This window comes from Janthinobacterium sp. TPC_1, from assembly GCF_056037845.1.
The window spans coordinates 5,669,800-5,686,493 of sequence record NZ_CP195157.1 but is presented as its reverse complement, the minus strand read 5'-3'; the positions used below and the strand labels follow the sequence as shown (position 1 = coordinate 5,686,493).

The 16,694-nt window shown below is 63.9% G+C and carries 18 protein-coding genes and 2 pseudogenes; 14 read left to right on the top strand and 6 right to left on the bottom strand.

What is annotated here, in order from left to right; genetic code table 11:
• Positions 1-168 precede the first annotated feature (168 nt).
• Positions 169-1,095 (top strand): viperin family antiviral radical SAM protein, encoded by a 927-nt coding sequence (locus ACQVLG_RS27680; RefSeq protein WP_474291948.1) that lies wholly within the window; start codon positions 169-171, stop codon positions 1,093-1,095.
• Positions 1,096-1,222: 127 nt separating this feature from the next.
• On the opposite strand, the gene ACQVLG_RS27675 is transcribed toward ACQVLG_RS27680, so the two are convergent.
• Together ACQVLG_RS27675 and ACQVLG_RS27670 are read right to left on the bottom strand one after the other, a co-directional pair.
• Positions 1,223-1,783, bottom strand: a complete 561-nt coding sequence (locus ACQVLG_RS27675) for a YdcF family protein (protein WP_474291947.1) — start codon at positions 1,781-1,783, stop codon at positions 1,223-1,225.
• Between the two features lie 54 nt (positions 1,784-1,837).
• Complete coding sequence (locus ACQVLG_RS27670; RefSeq protein WP_474291946.1) at positions 1,838-2,476, bottom strand: cysteine hydrolase family protein; 639 nt, start codon at positions 2,474-2,476, stop codon at positions 1,838-1,840.
• A 139-nt stretch (positions 2,477-2,615) separates the two neighbouring features.
• Here ACQVLG_RS27670 and ACQVLG_RS27665 point away from each other — a divergent pair, with 139 nt between their 5' ends.
• The gene (locus ACQVLG_RS27665) at positions 2,616-3,593 is read left to right on the top strand and encodes a GlxA family transcriptional regulator (protein ID WP_474295825.1); all 978 of its coding nucleotides are present in this window, start codon (positions 2,616-2,618) and stop codon (positions 3,591-3,593) included.
• Here ACQVLG_RS27665 and ACQVLG_RS27660 read toward each other — a convergent pair.
• The 4 genes from ACQVLG_RS27660 to ACQVLG_RS27645 form a co-directional block, all read right to left on the bottom strand.
• Positions 3,564-4,424: a tetratricopeptide repeat protein gene (locus tag ACQVLG_RS27660; RefSeq protein WP_474291945.1), complete on the bottom strand. Its 861-nt coding sequence runs from the start codon at positions 4,422-4,424 to the stop codon at positions 3,564-3,566. The two genes, ACQVLG_RS27665 and ACQVLG_RS27660, sit on opposite strands and share 30 nt — an antisense overlap.
• 105 nt (positions 4,425-4,529) lie before the next feature.
• Positions 4,530-5,096, bottom strand: coding sequence for a carboxymuconolactone decarboxylase family protein (locus tag ACQVLG_RS27655; RefSeq protein WP_230540712.1), 567 nt, complete (start codon positions 5,094-5,096; stop codon positions 4,530-4,532).
• Positions 5,097-5,184: 88 nt separating this feature from the next.
• On the bottom strand, positions 5,185-5,532 hold the full coding sequence (locus ACQVLG_RS27650) for a hypothetical protein (protein WP_070222194.1): 348 nt from the start codon (positions 5,530-5,532) through the stop codon (positions 5,185-5,187).
• Positions 5,533-5,680: 148 nt separating this feature from the next.
• Entirely contained in the window at positions 5,681-6,181 is a 501-nt protein-coding gene (locus ACQVLG_RS27645; protein ID WP_070222192.1) for an Lrp/AsnC ligand binding domain-containing protein, read from the bottom strand.
• A gap of 105 nt (positions 6,182-6,286) precedes the next feature.
• On the opposite strand from ACQVLG_RS27645, the gene ACQVLG_RS27640 reads away from it, so the two are divergent.
• The 12 genes and pseudogenes from ACQVLG_RS27640 (at position 6,287) to ACQVLG_RS27585 (ending at position 16,694) form a co-directional block, all read left to right on the top strand.
• Positions 6,287-7,576: a D-amino acid dehydrogenase gene (locus ACQVLG_RS27640; protein WP_474291944.1), complete on the top strand. Its 1,290-nt coding sequence runs from the start codon at positions 6,287-6,289 to the stop codon at positions 7,574-7,576.
• 13 nt (positions 7,577-7,589) lie between these two features.
• Positions 7,590-8,699, top strand: a complete 1,110-nt coding sequence (gene alr / locus ACQVLG_RS27635) for an alanine racemase (protein WP_474291943.1) — start codon at positions 7,590-7,592, stop codon at positions 8,697-8,699.
• A 204-nt stretch (positions 8,700-8,903) separates the two neighbouring features.
• On the top strand, positions 8,904-9,461 hold the full coding sequence (locus tag ACQVLG_RS27630) for an NADPH-dependent FMN reductase (RefSeq protein WP_230540715.1): 558 nt from the start codon (positions 8,904-8,906) through the stop codon (positions 9,459-9,461).
• 139 nt (positions 9,462-9,600) lie between these two features.
• The gene (locus ACQVLG_RS27625; RefSeq protein WP_230540716.1) at positions 9,601-11,175 is read left to right on the top strand and encodes a sensor domain-containing diguanylate cyclase; all 1,575 of its coding nucleotides are present in this window, start codon (positions 9,601-9,603) and stop codon (positions 11,173-11,175) included.
• A gap of 154 nt (positions 11,176-11,329) precedes the next feature.
• A pseudogene (locus ACQVLG_RS27620) lies at positions 11,330-12,718 on the top strand (cytochrome ubiquinol oxidase subunit I); the annotation flags it as partial.
• Between the two features lie 15 nt (positions 12,719-12,733).
• Positions 12,734-13,693: pseudogene (gene cydB, locus ACQVLG_RS27615) on the top strand (cytochrome d ubiquinol oxidase subunit II); the annotation flags it as partial.
• Complete coding sequence (locus tag ACQVLG_RS27610) at positions 13,594-13,884, top strand: DUF2474 domain-containing protein (protein ID WP_474295823.1); 291 nt, start codon at positions 13,594-13,596, stop codon at positions 13,882-13,884. The pseudogene cydB and the gene ACQVLG_RS27610, both read left to right, overlap by 100 nt.
• A complete protein-coding gene (locus ACQVLG_RS27605; protein WP_474295909.1) occupies positions 13,770-14,315 on the top strand; it encodes a hypothetical protein in 546 nt (181 codons plus the stop codon). The genes ACQVLG_RS27610 and ACQVLG_RS27605 overlap by 115 nt, the downstream gene beginning before the upstream one ends.
• Positions 14,316-14,459: 144 nt before the next feature.
• The gene (locus tag ACQVLG_RS27600) at positions 14,460-14,876 is read left to right on the top strand and encodes a hypothetical protein (RefSeq protein WP_474291942.1); all 417 of its coding nucleotides are present in this window, start codon (positions 14,460-14,462) and stop codon (positions 14,874-14,876) included.
• A 112-nt stretch (positions 14,877-14,988) separates the two neighbouring features.
• The gene (locus ACQVLG_RS27595; RefSeq protein WP_474291941.1) at positions 14,989-15,330 is read left to right on the top strand and encodes a hypothetical protein; all 342 of its coding nucleotides are present in this window, start codon (positions 14,989-14,991) and stop codon (positions 15,328-15,330) included.
• A 1-nt stretch (position 15,331) separates the two neighbouring features.
• Entirely contained in the window at positions 15,332-15,820 is a 489-nt protein-coding gene (locus tag ACQVLG_RS27590) for a hypothetical protein (protein ID WP_474291940.1), read from the top strand.
• Positions 15,735-16,694: a TolC family protein gene (locus ACQVLG_RS27585; protein WP_474291939.1), complete on the top strand. Its 960-nt coding sequence runs from the start codon at positions 15,735-15,737 to the stop codon at positions 16,692-16,694. The genes ACQVLG_RS27590 and ACQVLG_RS27585 overlap by 86 nt, the downstream gene beginning before the upstream one ends.

Here is a 16,694-nt window from a genome sequence, read left to right as displayed (position 1 = left end):
TGTTCTCACGTCGCTTGTGCCGGTGTCACGGAAACTTCTCGTCCCCTCCCCATCTCCATGGATATTTGCGGCAAATGTCAAATATTGAGGGGAGGGGCCGGGGTTTTTCATGGCTTTTGAGTAACTTCTTGGGCAAAGTGAGGCTCTATCAAATAACCGGAGTGTGCCGTGAGCCTTACCCCCACCATGTGTGTACGCGAAATTGTTGTCAATTGGCATGTTACCGAAGTGTGCAATTATGGTTGCCGCTATTGCTATGCAAAGTGGGAGGGGGGCGGTTCGACGCAGGAATTGATACACGATGGTAGCGCCATCAAGGCCTTGGTCGAGGAGGTCGGACGGTTTTTTAAACCTGGCAATTTTGACAATCCGCTGTGGCCGAGTATGCATTGGGAATCGCTGCGGCTGAATCTGGCTGGCGGAGAGCCGCTGCTGTATGCCGAGAAATCGCTGGACGTCATCCTGCATGCCCGGCGACTGGGTCTTGAGACCTCCGTTATCACTAATGGCAGTCGTCTGACGCCTGCCTTGATGCAAGCGCTGGCACCCCATCTTACGATACTGGGGCTGAGCCTGGACTCCTCGGAAGAGAAGACCAATCTGGGTATCGGACGAGTTGATCGGCAGTTGCGCACGCTGTCGATGCCTGCATTGGTTGACATGATTGTTTTGGGCCGGCAGATCAATCCCCGGCTTCGGCTCAAGATCAATACTGTCGTCAACGCATTGAACTGGCAAGAAGACATGGGTAACTTGATTGCCAGTCTGGCGCCGGAGAAATGGAAAATCCTGCGTATGCTGCCCAAAATTACGGATGACCTGTCCTTGTCTGACGCGCAGTTTGACACCTTCGTCCGGCGCCATGCCCACCTTGACCATGGCGTTCGCGTGGAGGATAACGCCGACATGACCGAGTCCTATTTAATGATTGACCCATATGGCCGCTTCTTTCAGAACATACCTGGGGAAAAAGGCTATCGATATAGCGACTCCATTCTCGATGTCGGTGCCGCCCGGGCATTTTCCCAGATCAATGTTTCTGCAACGAAGTTCTGCTCCCGCTATGCAGGCGAGTTGGCTGTGCTGAGTGCATGAAATGGGTGCCATAGTTATTCTGGAGCAGGGTTGAGGAACGCGCTGGTTGGCCATGTTCGCCACCACCAGCGCCCGGTGGCAGGCAGGATGCCATCTTCAGAACGCAGTAGTGCCACGCAGTGTCTATTTAGGGACGCGCGAAATACACGGCATAGCCCACCGTTTCGCGCGGCACCGAATACAGGTCGCGCAGCTCGACATACGGCGCATGCACGTTGCCGCTGACGGCGATGCCGGCCCGCTCCAAAGCCAGCCGGAAGCGGGGCACGTGAAAATATTGCGTGGCGACCATGGCTGTCTTCCAGCCGTGTGTGCGCATGAGAAGCGCCGCGTTGCGGGCCGTGGCGTCCGTGGTCCAGCCTTGATTATCCTCAATAATGGCGCCGGCCGGCACGCCGCGCGACTGCAGGTAGCGGGCCATCGATGCGGCTTCGTCGAAACCTTCCTTGCCCGTCGCTCCGCTGACGAGGATGCGCGGCGCCAGTCCAGCCTGGAATTGCGTCAGCGCCGCATCGAGCCGCGCCTGCAGGCGGGGGCTGGGCGTGCCGTCGGGCAGGATCGTGTTGCCGGGCACGACGATCACGTCGGCCGGGGCCAGCTTGTCGTTGAGTCCCGCCAGTACCAGGGCGGCGGTGGCCAGCAGGAAAACACCAGCAGTCGTCAAGCCCAGCACAGTTATTTTTCGCATTATTCATCATCAAGTTGGGAATGGACGCATGATACCCGTCCATTCCCGCCGGCGTCAGTTCGCCTGCGCTTTTCTCGCACGCTGGTTCGACAGATAAATATTGTCCTTTTCCAGCGGCTTGCCCTCGCGCACGGCATCGAGCCAGTCCTGCGTGCTGGCGACGGCGGCGAAATTCGAGTGGAACACGCTGCAAAAGACGCGGTGGATTTCCTCGGCGCTGGCCGTGCCGCCCGCATTGGCGTAGGGCAGGGTGCCGCTGGCGTCCTGCAGGAACTCGACTTGCAAGCCGTCGTGCGCGGCGTGGTAGATGGTGGCGGCGTCGCAGTTGTGCGTCATGTAGCCGGTCACCGTCAAGGTGTCGATGCCGTGGCGCTCCAGCCAGGCGCGCAAGTCCGTGCCCGCAAACGCGCTGCCCATGCTCTTGTTGATGCGGTGGTCGGCGGCAAACGCAGCCACTTGCGGATGCAGCTGCCAGCCGTCGCTGCCTTTTGCAAAGATGGGGGAGGTTTCCGGCGCATCGTGCTGGACGACGATGACGGGCACGCCGCCGGCGCGGGCGGCGGCCATGGCGGCGACGATGTTCGGCAGCGAGATGTCGACGGATGGATATTCGATGGGCATGTCACCCGTGAAGTATTCGTTTTGCACGTCGATGACGAGCAGGGCGCGGCGCGGTGCGGTAGTGGTGGACATACTTGACTCCTGAATGGTTGAAAGAGGAAGGACTTCCCCGATACCGCCATTTTCAAGCGGCGCGTTGAAAACAAAAAGTGGCCCGAAGGCCTATCTGCGATAAAATCGGGCCATGACTGCTATCCCTTCTTTGTCCCCCTTGAGCGTGGCCGTGATCGCCTTCGACGGCATGACGCCATTTCACCTGTCCGTGCCTTGCCTCGTGTTTGGCGCCCAGACGGACGAGGCCGATCTGCCGCCTTTCCACGTGCGCGTCTGCGCCGCCGATCCCGCGCCCTTGCGCACGGCGGCCGGCTTCGCCATCACGCCCGGGTTCGGCCTGGAAGGGCTGGAGGGCGCCGACATCGTCATCATGCCGGCCTGGCACGACGATTGCCGCGACGCGGCGCCATCCCTGGTCGCGGCGCTGCGGGCGGCCAGCGCGCGCGGCGCGCGCATGGTGGGCCTGTGCCTGGGCGCGTTTCCCCTGGCGCAGGCTGGCTTGTTGGATGGCAAGAGCGCGGCCACGCACTGGGGCATGGCGGACCGGCTGGCGGCCAGCTATCCCAAAGTCAAGGTGGACCGGGAAGTGCTGTACGTGGACGATGGCGGCGTGCTGACGTCGGCCGGCGTGGCGGCCGGCCTCGATTGCTGTCTGTATCTGCTGCGCCAGCTTGCCGGCGCCGAGGTGGCCAACCGCGTGGCGCGCCGGCTGCTGGTGGCGCCGCACCGCCAGGGCGGGCAGGCGCAGTTCATCGCGCGCCCGCTGCTGCCCGTGTCCGGCAGCGAAGGGCGCTTTGCCGATGTGCTCGCCTGCGTGACGGCCAACCTGGGCCAGGCGCACAGCATCGACGCGCTGGCCGAGCGGGCCGCCATGAGCCGGCGCAATTTCACGCGCCACTTCCGCCAGGCGACGGGCACGTCGTTCAAGCAATGGCTGCTGAACCAGCGTCTTGCGCATGCGCAAAGCCTGCTCGAAAAAAGTGCGGCCTCGATCGATGTCGTGGCGCAAGAAGCCGGCTTCGGCACGGCCCTGTCGCTGCGCCAGCATTTCCGCGCCAGCTTGCAGACGTCGCCGTCGGCGTACCGCAAGCTGTTCCGGCAGCAATCAGGCCGGGTCGGGCAGCCAGAGCGTTGATGTGTCCCGGCTGCCGTTGGCCAGCTGGGCGCTGACATCGATTTGCCGCGCGATGAAGGCGGTCTGGTCAAATTCGTAGCGTTCCTGAAAAGAAACGGTTTCCGCGCTCATCAGTTCGGCATACGTCTGCATCAGGGTCGAGGCGGAAACATGCTTGCCTTGCACCAGGTAGGTGTCGATGGCGGCCAGCAGCACGGGGTAATCGGCATTTTCCTTGCTGCCGCCAAAGTTGAACGACAATTGCCCGCAGGCGCGCCAGATGGGGTCAAGTTCCCCGTCCGGCACCGGCTGCGCGCGCAGCCATTGCAAGGCCTTCAATGGCGGGCCGCCAAACGACGGCGGTGAAATGATGGCCTGGATGGCCACCTTGACGGCGTCATCGATTCTGCCCGCGCGCACATACTGGCCATGCAGCAAGGTCAGGGCGTCCGTGTATTCGGGCACGATGGCCAGCGCCGCTTCCAGCAGCGCGATGGCGGCGTACGGCTTGCGCTGCGCAATCAATTCCTTGGCTTCCAGGAAGGCGGCGCGCGGCGAGGCGGGGTCGTCGGCCAGCGTCGGTGTGGCGACATACTCGTCTTCCGCCGTTGCGTAGGCTTGCAGGAACGCCGCCAGGCTGGAAAAGTGCGGCTGGATGCGCCACTCGTCGTGCCATGTTTCGACGACGATGGGTTCCCACGCTTCGCGGCCGATGGGCCAGTACAGGCCGAACGTGTCGCCATTGCCCAGCGCGCCTTCAACGAACGGGGTGAAGCCGAGCGGCGGATACGCTGTCGTGTGTTGCCAGTCTTGTTCGACCGAGATGGGGGCGAGGTTTGCAGGTAGTTGCATGGAGGTTGCAGAGGATAAAACGCCAGTGTAGAGCAAGAGCGCGTCCACCGGCGTTCCCCATCGCGGCAAGTGGGCAGGGGTAGGGCAAGTGAAGGGCAAGGCCCTTCAGTCGCGTTCCGGCACCGGCACGTTGAAGCCGTTCAAGGTGGTCGAGACCAGCGCGTACAGGCCCACCAGATAGATCAGCTCGTTGGTGCCGTGCTGGCCGAAGGTGGCCAGCGCCAGCCGGTACAGCGGCTCCGGCAGCGTGCCGCCGCCGCTGAGCGCGTAAGCCAGGTCGTAGGCGATGCTCTCATGCTGGTCCAGGTCGACGGGCTTGACGTCGGCCACCAGCGTGGCCAGGCGCTCGGCCGACATGCCTTCGCGCTCCGCGACGGCGATGTGGGCGTAGATTTCATAGGCGGCGTTGTAGCGCGCGCCGACCACCAGGATGGCAATCTGGCGCACCTTGTCGGGCAGCGTGGCGTTGGCCGTCATGGCCAGGGTCAGGTCCCAGATGGCCTTGCCGATGGCCGGTTCGTGCAGCCATGGATTCCATGGCCCCATCAGGGCGCCGTCTTCGCGCACGGCGATGAAATCGTTGAAATTGCTGGTGATGCCTTTGCGCATATCGTCGTACAGCGGCTGTTGTTCGGGCGTCAGGTCTTTCGGAGCGATCAGGGGCAGGCGCATGGGAACTCCTTGCTGGGTAGGTGGGCGGCGGTAGCCAGCAGCCAGTATAGCCAGCCAGCGTGGCAGGCGGCGCCCGTTCGCTGTGCGCCTACTTGCGCGGCTCGTGAATACGGAATTTCTTCACGACACCCGCCTGGTCGAACATGACGGCCACTTCGCGCGTGCCTTTTTCGCCCAGCAGGGGGATCAGCCGCGTCACCTTGGGCGCTTGCAGCTGGTTCTTGTAGACCCAGACTTCATAGCCGGGGTCGAAGCTGACGACGGTGGCGTTGCCCAGCGCCGCGTCGAGGTCGAGGCGGGTGGTCTTGCCGACCTTGATGTTCTGATAGATGGCGCCATTATCGGGCGCGCGGTTGACCTTGTATTCACTGGCGGTGCACATGGCCACGGCCAGGCCCGCGAGGCAGGAAGCTGCCAGTTTGATCAATGTGTTCATAGGGACTCCCGGTGTGCATCACTGCTTCCAATCTCAGAGGGGACGGGCGTGATGTCATGCCGGGAGTGTGCTTGCGTCGCCACGAATGTGCTACAAGATTATACAAAGGCGCAAAATCTGATGCCAGTGGTACCGGCTGGCGGTACTTTTAGCGGTTCTGCAGCACGTCGGTCGAGAGCGCCAGGGTTTCCTTGATTTCTTCCATCACCACATAGCTTTTCGATTGCGCGGCACCGGGCAGCTGCAGCAGCATGTCGCCCAGCAGCTTGCGGTATTCGGCCATTTCATGGATGCGCGCCTTGATCAGGTAATCGAAGTCGCCCGACACCAGGTGGCATTCCTGCACTTCGGGAATCTGCAGCACTTCGCGGCGGAATTGCTCAAAGGCGGACGCCGACTTTTGATTGAGAGTAATCTCTACAAAGACGAGCAGCTTGGCGCCCAGCGCGGCCGGGTTCACCTTGGCGTGGTAGCCCGTGATGACGCCGTCGCGCTCCATGCGCTTGACCCGCTCGATGCAGGGCGTGATGGACAGCCCCACCTGTTCACCGAGGTCTTTCATCGAGATGCGGCCATCCTGTTGCAGGATGCGCAGGATGTGGCGATCCAGCTTGTCGAGGCCACGTGCCGATTCTTTAAGGATTCTCATGATTTATTGCTGAATATCTCGATTTATACGTGAACAAATACTGGCTCTTTCCCAATATGATAGCGGTTAATCTGGCGTCAGCCTAAAAAATATAATGAGGAAACTATGCGTATCGTGATTCTGGGTAGCGGCGTCATCGGCGTCACCAGTGCTTACTATCTGGCCAAGGCAGGACATGAGGTGACAGTTATCGACCGCCAGCCGGGCCCGGCACTGGAAACCAGCTTCGCGAATGCGGGGCAAATCTCGCCCGGCTACGCTTCGCCATGGGCCGCGCCCGGCATTCCCCTGAAAGCCGTGAAGTGGATGATGCAGCGCCACGCGCCGCTGGCCATCTCGCTCGACGGCAGCGCCGCCCAGCTGAAATGGATGTGGCAGATGTTGCGTAATTGCACACCGGAAGCGTACGCCGTGAACAAGGAACGCATGGTGCGCCTGGCCGAATACAGCCGCGACTGCTTCAAGGTGCTGCGCGCCGAAGCGGGCATCACGTATGAAGGCCGCCAGCAAGGCACGATGCAATTGTTCCGTACCGAAAAGCAATACAACGACGCCGCCAAGGATATCGAAGTGCTCAAGGATGCCGGCGTGCCGTATGAGGTGCTGCAACGCAACGAACTGTCGCGCGCGGAACCGGCCCTGGAAGCCGTCAAGGACAAGCTGTTCGGCGGCTTGCGCCTGCCCAACGATGAAACGGGCGATTGCCAGCTGTTTACCACGCGCCTGTCCGAAATGGCCGTGGCGCTGGGCGTGAAGTTCCGCTATGGCGTGTCCATCGATGCCTTGCTGACGCAGGGCGATGAGATTGCTGGCGTGCAATGTGGCGCGGAAATCGTCAAGGCCGATTCCTACGTCGTGGCGCTCGGTTCCTACTCGACGGGCTTCATGAAGCCGCTGCAGGACATTCCCGTGTATCCGCTGAAGGGCTATTCGATCACCGTGCCTATCGTCAACGCGGCCAAGGCGCCCGTGTCGACCATCCTCGATGAAACCTATAAAATCGCCGTGACGCGCTTCGACGACCGCATCCGCGTGGGCGGCATGGCGGAAATCGCCGGCTACAACCTGAACCTGAACCCGCGCCGCCGCGAAACGCTGGAAATGGTCGTCAACGACCTGTTCCCCGGCGGCGGCAACACGGCCGAGGCGACGTTCTGGACGGGTTTGCGTCCGATGACGCCGGACGGCACGCCGATCGTCGGCCGCACGCCGCTGCGCAACCTGTTCCTGAACACGGGTCACGGCACCCTGGGCTGGACCATGTCCTGCGGTTCGGCGCAATTGCTGGCCGACCTGATGTCGTCGAAAAAGCCGGCCATCCTGGCCGACGACCTGTCCGTCAGCCGCTACAGCGGCGCGCAGGGCCAGGGCAAACTGCAACACGCGGCGGCTTGAGATGGCGGCCAGCATGCCTCCCAAGGAACGTAGCGGCGCCATCCTGACGGTGGATCTCGATGCCGTGCGCGCCAACTACCGCTTGTTGCGCGACAAGGCGCACCCGGCCGTCTGTTCCGCCGTCGTCAAATCCGACGCGTATGGCCTCGGTGCCGCGCAAGTGGGCGCGGCCCTGTATGAAGAGGGTTGCCGCCATTTCTTCGTCGCCCACCTGGAAGAGGGCATCAGCCTGCGCCCGCACGTGGCGCCGGATGCGGCCATCTTCGTGCTGCACGGCCCGCCCGTCGACACGGAAGGCGAATTCACGGCCCACGGCCTGACGCCCGTACTCAACAGCGAGCCGCAGGTGGCGGGCTGGCGCAGGCACGCCAAGGCGCTGGGCACCACCCTGGACGCCATCGTGCAGGTGGACACGGGCATGTCGCGCATGGGCCTGTCGCCACAGGAAATCGACGCCTGGCTGCTGGATCCGCACTTTCTCGACGGCATCAAGGTGCGCTACATCATGAGCCATCTGGCTTGCGCCGACGAGCGCGCCAACCCGATGAATGGCGAGCAGCTGGCCCGTTTCACCGCCATCCGCGCCCGTTTGCCGCAATACCGCGCCAGCCTGGCCAATTCCTCGGGCATTTTCCTGTCTCCTGACTATCACTTCGACCTGGTGCGTCCGGGCGCGGCCCTGTACGGCATCGGGCCGCAGGGCGGCGAGCCGAATCCGCTGCGCTCCGTGGTGCGGCTGCAGGGCAAGGTCATGCAGACACGCACGATTGCCGCCGGCGACCACGTGGGCTACAGCCGCCGCTACACGGCCAGCGAGCCGCGCCAGGTGGCGACCATTTCCGTCGGTTACGCCGATGGCTGGCTGCGCAGCATGAGCAACCAGGGCCTGGCCATCGTCGATGGCGTGAAAGTGCCGCAGATCGGCGCCATTTCCATGGATTCGATTACGCTGGACGTCAGCGCCATCGACCAGGAGCGCGTCGCGCCGGGCAGCCTGGTCGACCTGATCTGCGCCGAACATCCGGTCGACGCCGTGGCGGCCATGGCCAATACCATCGGCTATGAGGTGCTGACGAACCTGGGCGGACGCTACTACCGCGAATACCGGGGATTGGCACGTTAGCGCACCTGCCAAAACGCCCATGGCGTTGTTGCCTTGCCTTGCCGTACATTCGTACTGTCTTCGGCAAGGCGCCTAGCCCTGAGCATTTTTTCAGGTGCGCTGGTTTCGCACGCTAAGCAGCGCGAAACCGATGATTGTGTGGCAAGATAGCCCTGATGTGCATCGCACCTCAGGGCTTTTCTTTAACCATCATCGGGGATTTATATGAGCCAATATCAAGTCGCAATCATCGTCGGCAGCCTGCGCAAGGATTCCTTCAACCGCAAGCTGGCCGACGCCCTCATCAAGCTGGCGCCGCCCGAGTTTTCCTTTAAACATATCGAGATCGGCGACTTGCCGCTGTACAACCAGGACGACGATGGCGCGCAGGCCGAGCAGGTGCTGCGCCTGAAATCCGACATTTCCGCATCGCAAGCCTTGCTCTTCCTCACCCCCGAATACAACCGCTCGATCCCCGGCGTGCTGAAAAACGCCCTCGACCACGGCTCGCGCCCGTATGGCCAGAGCGTGTGGGGCGGCAAGCCCGGTGCCGTGCTGGGCGTCTCCGTGGGTGCCACGGGCACGGCGCTGGCGCAGCAGCATTTGCGCAATGTGCTCGCCTACCTGGACGTGCCGCTGCTGGGGCAGCCTGAAATGTTTATCCAGGCCAAGGACGGCCTGTTCGACGAGCACGGCGGCATCGGCCCGGCCAGCCTGGGTTTCTTCCAGGGCTGGATGCAGCGTTACACGGACTGGGTCCGCAAGCACGCCATCCACGCTTGATGCATATCAAGGCGGCAGCGCCCAGCGTTGCCGCTTGTTCATATTCTTTGACCATGGATGCCAGGATTTCAATATTGGCACGGGTGTCTCGGTATAATGCGCCCTTTCTTTAGCGCAATACTTTCTTCTTGCCGACTCCATGTGGACTAAACCTGTTCTGCGCATGAACTTGCGCCGTTTGATCGTGCTTGTGGCCTTTGCCAGCGCCCTGGTGTCCCTGGCCAATACCTTCTATGCCAGCTACAGCGTGCAGCGCCAGCTGCTGATCGATACCACCCTGGAAGCGAACCACGCCTACGCCAGCAAGCTGGCCAGCACGGCTGAGGACTTCCTGCAGTCGGCGCGCCAGCAGCTGGCCTACAGCGCCGGCAGCCTGCCCTCGCGCATGGACGACGAGCAATGGCTGACGGAAGAGGCGCAGCGCCTGCGCCTGCAAACGAACAGCTTCAATTCCGTGCTCATCGTCGATGCGGACGGCAAGGTGCTGGGCGTGTCGCCGGAAACCCTGGCACTGAAAAACCGCACGCTCGATTCGGCCGGCGCCGCGCAGGCGCTGCGCGAACGGCGCCCGCTGGTCACGCAGCCTTACATATCGTCGGTCGGCAATCTGGTGGTCTTCGTCTCGCATCCCATCGTGGGCAAGGATGGGCGCTACCTCGGCTATGTGGGCGGCAGCATCTACCTGAAACAGAAAAATATCCTGTACACCATGCTGGGCCAGCATTACTACCGCGACGGCTCCTACCTGTACGTGGTCGACCAGAACCGGCGCCTGCTGTACCACCCGGACCCCGAACGCCTGGGCGACGTGGCCGGCCGCAATGAAGTGATCGACGCCATCATCGCGCAGCGGGGCGGCGGCAACCGGCGCATGGACAACAGCCTGGGCGTGGACATGCTGGCCGGCTACGCCGTCATGCCGTCGACGGGCTGGGGCATCGTGGCGCAGCGTCCCACGGCCATGACCCTGGCGCCGCTGAACCAGCTGATGGCCAACACGGTGTGGCATTCCCTGCCGATCGCCTTGCTGAGCCTGCCATTCATCTGGTGGCTGGCCAGCCTGATTTCACGGCCCCTGGTGCAGCTGGCCGAAGGCGCGCGGCGCATGGACGCGCCCGGCACGGCCGAGCGCATCGCCGCCATCCGCTCGTGGTACGTGGAAGCGGCGCAGATCAAGAAAGCCCTGTTGAAGGGGCTGGCATTGTTGCAGAACAAGATCGGCAAGCTGAAGACGGACGTGGAGACGGACCCGCTGACGGGCCTGTCGAACCGGCGCGGCATGGCGGCGGCGCTGGACGCCTGGCAGGCGCAGGCGCGGCCGTTTTCCGTCATCGCCATCGACATCGACCATTTCAAGCAAGTCAACGACCGCTGGGGCCATGCCGTGGGCGATGAAGTCATCCTGCGCCTGGCGCAGCTGATGCGTGCCTGTTCGCGCGATGCCGATGTGCTGTGCCGCAATGGCGGCGATGAATTCATCATGCTGCTGCCCGACGCCGACCTGGACGTGGCCATGCAGGTGGCCGAGCGCCTGCGCGCCAAGGTGGCCGCCGCCGTGATACCCGGCGCGGGCGCCATCACGGTCTCGCTGGGCGTCGTCTCGTCGTCGCACGGGGAGCGCAGCACGGACGCCGTGCTGCTGGCCGCCGACGCGGCCCTGTACGTGGCCAAGGAAAACGGGCGCAATTGCGTGGGGATCACGGAGCCTGCCTGAAGCGTTTTTCCATTGGATCGGCTTGACCTTGTCATTCGGCAAACGTCAAACTGATCCTATGTTTTCTCCGATTTCTGAGTCTGTTATGTTTTGCCGGATACGCCTAGAGTGGAGGCCTGGGTAAAACAGACGTCATGCGTCGGGAAGGCAACACATGTTAGGGCTTACGGCATTGGAACTGGCGCGCGTCCAGTTCGGTTTCACCATCTCATTCCACATCATTTTTCCTGCCATCACGATCGGCCTGGCCAGTTACCTGACGGTGCTGGAAGCGGCGTGGCTGCGCACGCAGGACGCCGTGTACCGCGACCTGTACCACTTCTGGTCGAAGATTTTCGCCGTCAATTTCGGCATGGGCGTCGTTTCCGGCCTCGTCATGGCCTATCAGTTCGGCACCAACTGGAGTTTCTTTTCCGATTACGCGGGCAGCATCACGGGGCCGCTGCTGGCCTATGAAGTGCTGACGGCCTTCTTCCTGGAAGCGGGCTTCCTCGGCGTGATGCTGTTCGGCTGGCACCGCGTGGGGCCGGGCCTGCACATGTTCGCCACGTCCATGGTGGCGCTGGGCACCCTGATCTCGGCCACCTGGATCATCGCCTCGAACAGCTGGATGCAGACGCCGCAGGGCCATGAAATCATCGACGGAAGGATCGTGCCCGTGGACTGGCTGGCCGTCATCTTCAATCCATCGTTCCCGTACCGCCTGCTGCACATGAGCGTGGCCGCCTTCCTTGCCACGGCCTTGCTGGTGGTGGCGTCGGCCGCCTGGCATTTGCTGCGCGGCAACGACAATGCGGCCATCCGCAAGATGATGAGCATGGGCCTGTCGATGCTGCTGATCGTCGCGCCCATCCAGGCCGTGATCGGCGACCTGCACGGCCTGAACACGCTGGAGCACCAGCCGGCCAAGCTGGCCGCCATGGAAGGCCACTGGGAAAACAAGGGCGGCGAGGGCACGCCGCTGATCCTGTTCGGCTGGCCCGACATGGCGCGCGAGGAAACCTTGTACAAGGTGGAAATCCCCCGCCTGGGCGGCCTGATCCTCGCGCATGACTGGAATGGCACGATCCCCGCCTTGAAGGACTTCGCGCCGCGCGACCGGCCCCCTTCCGCCGTCGTGTTCTGGTCGTTTCGCCTGATGGCGGGCCTGGGCATGCTGATGATCGCGCTGGGCATCTGGAGCGCGTGGCTGCGCTGGCGCGGCACCCTGTGGCGCTCGCGCCTGTTCCTGCGCTGCGCGCTGTGGATGGGCCCGAGCGGCCTGGTGGCCATGCTGGCCGGCTGGTACACGACGGAAATCGGCCGCCAGCCGTGGACTGTGTACGGCTTGCTGCGCACGCAAGACGCCGTCTCGGCGCACGGCGCCACGCAGCTGGGCATCACCCTGGTGTTCTTTGTCATCATCTATTTTGCCGTCTTCGGCACGGGCATCGGCTACCTGCTGCGTTTGATCCGCGTGGGGCCGCAGCCGCATGAGGGCGAGCGCGTCGAGCACGGCGGACCGGGCCAGCAACGTACACCCGCGCGGCCACTGTCTGCAGCACAAGGAGGAATTCGCATGGGCATTGATCTGCCACTACTGTGGGCCATTATTATCTTGTTCAGCATCATGATGTATGTGGTGATGGATGGCTTCGACCTGGGCATCGGCATCCTGTATCCGTTTTTCCAGGAAAAGAGCGAGCGCGACGTGATGATGAATACGGTCGCGCCTGTATGGGATGGCAACGAAACCTGGCTGGTGCTGGGCGGCGCCGGCATGCTGGCCGCCTTTCCGCTCGCCTATTCGGTGGTGCTGAGCGCCTGCTATTTGCCGCTCAGCTTCATGCTGATGGGCTTGATCTTCCGCGGCGTGGCCTTCGAATTCCGCTTCAAGGCGCGCGAGCACGAGCGCCACGTGTGGGACAAGGCGTTTATCTTCGGCTCGGTGGCGGCCGCCTTCTTCCAGGGCGTGACTCTGGGCGCCTACATCCAGGGCATGCCGGTGGAGGGCCGCAGCTATGCGGGCGGCGCGCTGGACTGGCTCACGCCGTTTTCGCTGTTCACGGGCGCGGGGCTGGTGGCGGCGTATGCCTTGCTGGGCAGTACCTGGCTGATCATGAAGACGCAGGGCGGCTTGCAGGCGCACGCCTACCGCGTCACGCGCGTGTTGGTGTGGCTGCTGCTGGGCGTGATCGCCGTCATCAGCGTCTGGACGCCGCTGGTCGACCCGGCCATCGCCGCGCGCTGGTTTGCGCTGCCGCAACTGTTCTTCTTCCTGCCCGTGCCGCTGCTGGTGGCGGGCGCGGGCTGGCTGCTGCTGCGCTCCCTGCGGCGGGGCCGGCAAACGGCGCCGTTCCTGTGCACCCTGGCGCTCGTCTTCCTCGGCTACACGGGCCTGGGCATCAGCGTGTGGCCCAACATCATCCCGCCGTCGGTATCGATCTGGGAGGCATCCTCGCCGCCGCAAAGCCAGGGCTTTACCCTGGTGGGCGCGCTGTTCATCATTCCCGTGATCCTGATGTATACGGTGTGGTCCTATTATGTGTTTCGTGGCAAAGTCTTGCCGGAAGATGGCTATCATTGATGAAACAATTTGAACAAGGGCAACAATCATGGCGGAAGCGACTGGCGTGGATGGCCGGCATCTGGCTGGCGAGCGTGGCCACCCTGGGCCTGGCCGCCTGGGCAATGCGCCTGCTGATGCGGGCGGCGGGGATGGGCAGCTGATGGCGCAGGCCTCCGGCATCCGCTGCGAGGTCGGTGGCCAGCCGCACCCGCTGGCCTTGCTCGACTGCCGCGAACTCAATTACGGCCAGCACAGCGTGCTGCCGCTGCACCCGTTCCGCCTGAGCGTGCCGGAAGCGGGGCTGGCGGGACTGCTCGACGAACCGTTCAACAGTTTCGTGCAGGATTGCCGTGAAGACGATCTGCAGTACGAGGAAAGCGATTTGCCCGAGCTCAGGGACGCCGGCTACCCCGATATCACGGCCATGCTGGCGGGGCACCGGCCGTTGCTGGCCGAAATGATGTACGACTTCATGATCGGCGACCTGATGTGGGCCATCGGGCGCGCCAGCCAGCGGCTACTGCCGGCCCCGCGCCCGTTGCTTGGGCGACGTGGAGGCGGCCGATGGCCGCGCGTATTTTACCGTCAATAAAGTGGAGAAAATCCATTTTGCCGAGGGCCAGGTCATATTGGAGGGGCAGGGCTACTACGGCGCCTACGTCATCTGGCTGACGCACGGCGGCGGGCGCAAATAGGGGCTTGACCTTCCTCGCGTGGGAAGGTTTATAGTCCTGCCATGAACCGCGCCTTTTTCCGCTCACTCGCCCGCTCGCTGCTCTGGCTGCTGGTCGTCACCTTGCCCTTGCAGGGCTTTGCGTCGGCCATGCGCAGCTGCTGCGTGGACGAGCTGGCGGCAGCGGTCACGGTCGCCGCCGAGGCCATGCAGGCGCCCCAGTGCCATGACATGGGCGACATGCTGATGCAGGGCCAGCCGATGAAGATGGCCATGGACGATGGCGGCGCCACCCACCATGGCCACGATTGCAGCAATCATGGTGCCTGCACCGTGGGCGCCACGGCGCCGCCCGGCATGCCTGCCTTGCACGCCTTGACCCTGCGCGCGCCGCCCCCGGCGCTGGCGCCCGATTCCCTGTTCGCCGGGCATATCCCGCCTGGCCCCGAACGTCCCCCGAGAAGCACGCGCTCCGCCTGACCGCCCGTTGAACCTGGCGGCGCCGCCGTCGCACGTCCCTGCACGTTGCAGCGGCCACGCCAGCGTTCCAGCCGCGCGCCCGCCGCGCCATACCCGTCATTCAAGGAATACCATGAAACACCTGTTCAGCTTCGCGCTGGCTGTACTGCCGCTGGCCGCCGCAGCGCAATCCCCGTCCGCTCCGCAAGAGGCGCAAGCGTCCGTGCCGGCCGCCACTTACCGTTCCGCCTTCACCGGCTACCGTCCCGCCGCCGAGGGAGACTCCACGCCCGACCAGACCTGGCGCGCCGTCAACGACAAAGTCGGCAAGGCCGGCGGCCACATGGGCATGATGAAGATGGACGGCCACAAGATGAAGGGCCACAAGATGGAAGGGCACACCATGCCGATGGAAAAGCCCGGCCCCAGGCCCGATGCCCAACCCGCCCCGCAACACCAGCATGAGGGACACTGACATGACCCGTTTCTCTCAATCAACTTGCCTCACGCCGCTGGCGCTGGCGGCTACCTTGCTGCTCGGCGGCTGCGCCAGCTTCAGCCCCGATGGCGGCATGCAGACGGTGTCCGCGCTGGCGGACGCCCGCACGGGCGCCCCCGCGGCATTGACGGACAAGGGCGGCGAGGAAAAACTGGCGTCCCTGCTGGCCCAGCCCCTGGATGCCGACAGCGCCGTGCGCATCGCCCTGATGAACAACCACGGCATGAAGGTGGCGCTGGCCGAACTGGGCGCGTCCGAGGCGGACCTGGTGCAGGCGGGGCGCTTGCGCAATCCCGGCCTGTCGTTCGGCCGCTCGCACGGCAGCCACGGCAATGAAATCGACCGTGGCGTCAGCTTCGACCTGGCGGGCCTCTTTGACCATGCCGCTGCGCGTGAACATCGAGCGGGGCCGTTTCGAGCAAGCCAAGCTGCAGGCCGCCGGCAGCGCCGTGCAGCTGGCGCTTGAGACGCGCCGCGCCTATTTCAATGCGGTGGCCGCCGTGCAGACGGAACAGTTCATGCAGCGCGCGCTGCTGTCGGCCGAGGCGGGCGCCGAACTGGCCACGCGCTTGCAGCAGGCGGGCAACTGGAGCCGCCTCGACCAGGCGCGCCAGCAAGTGTTTTACGCGGACGCCGTCGGCGACCTGGCCCGCGCGCGCCACCAGGCCACGGCCAAGCGCGAGCACCTGACGCGCTTGCTGGGCCTGTGGGGCAAGCAGACGGCGTTCACTTTGCCGTCGCGCTTGCCCGACTTGCCGGCCCAGCCGGCCGACGCCGGCAATATCGAGGCGCAGGCGATGGAGCAGCGCCTCGACGTGCAAAGAGCGAAACTCGACGCGCATGCGATGGCGGACGCGCTGGGCCTGTCCAAGGTGACGACGGGTTTCGTCAATGTGCTCGACGTGGGCTATACCAACAAGAGCAGCAGCGAGGCGCCGCGCGAAAACGGCTATGAGGTGTCGCTGGAACTGCCCCTGTTCGACTGGGGCACGGCGCGCAATGCGAAGGCGCAAGCGCTGTACGAGCAGTCGCTGCAGCGCACGGCGGGCACGGCGGTGAAGGCACGCTCGGAAGTGCGCGAAGCGTATTCCAGCTACCGCACGGCCTACGACCTGGCGCGCCACTACCGCGATGAAGTCGTGCCGCTGCGCAAGACGATCTCGCATGAAGTATTGCTGCGCTACAACGGCATGCTGGCCAGCGTGTTCGAGCTGCTGGCCGACGCGCGCGAGCAAGTTGCCAGCGTGAACAGCGCCATCGAGACCCAGCGCGATTTCTGGATCGCGCAAACTGAATTGCAAGGCGCCATCAACGGCAGCGGTCTTGCCAACAAGGAATAA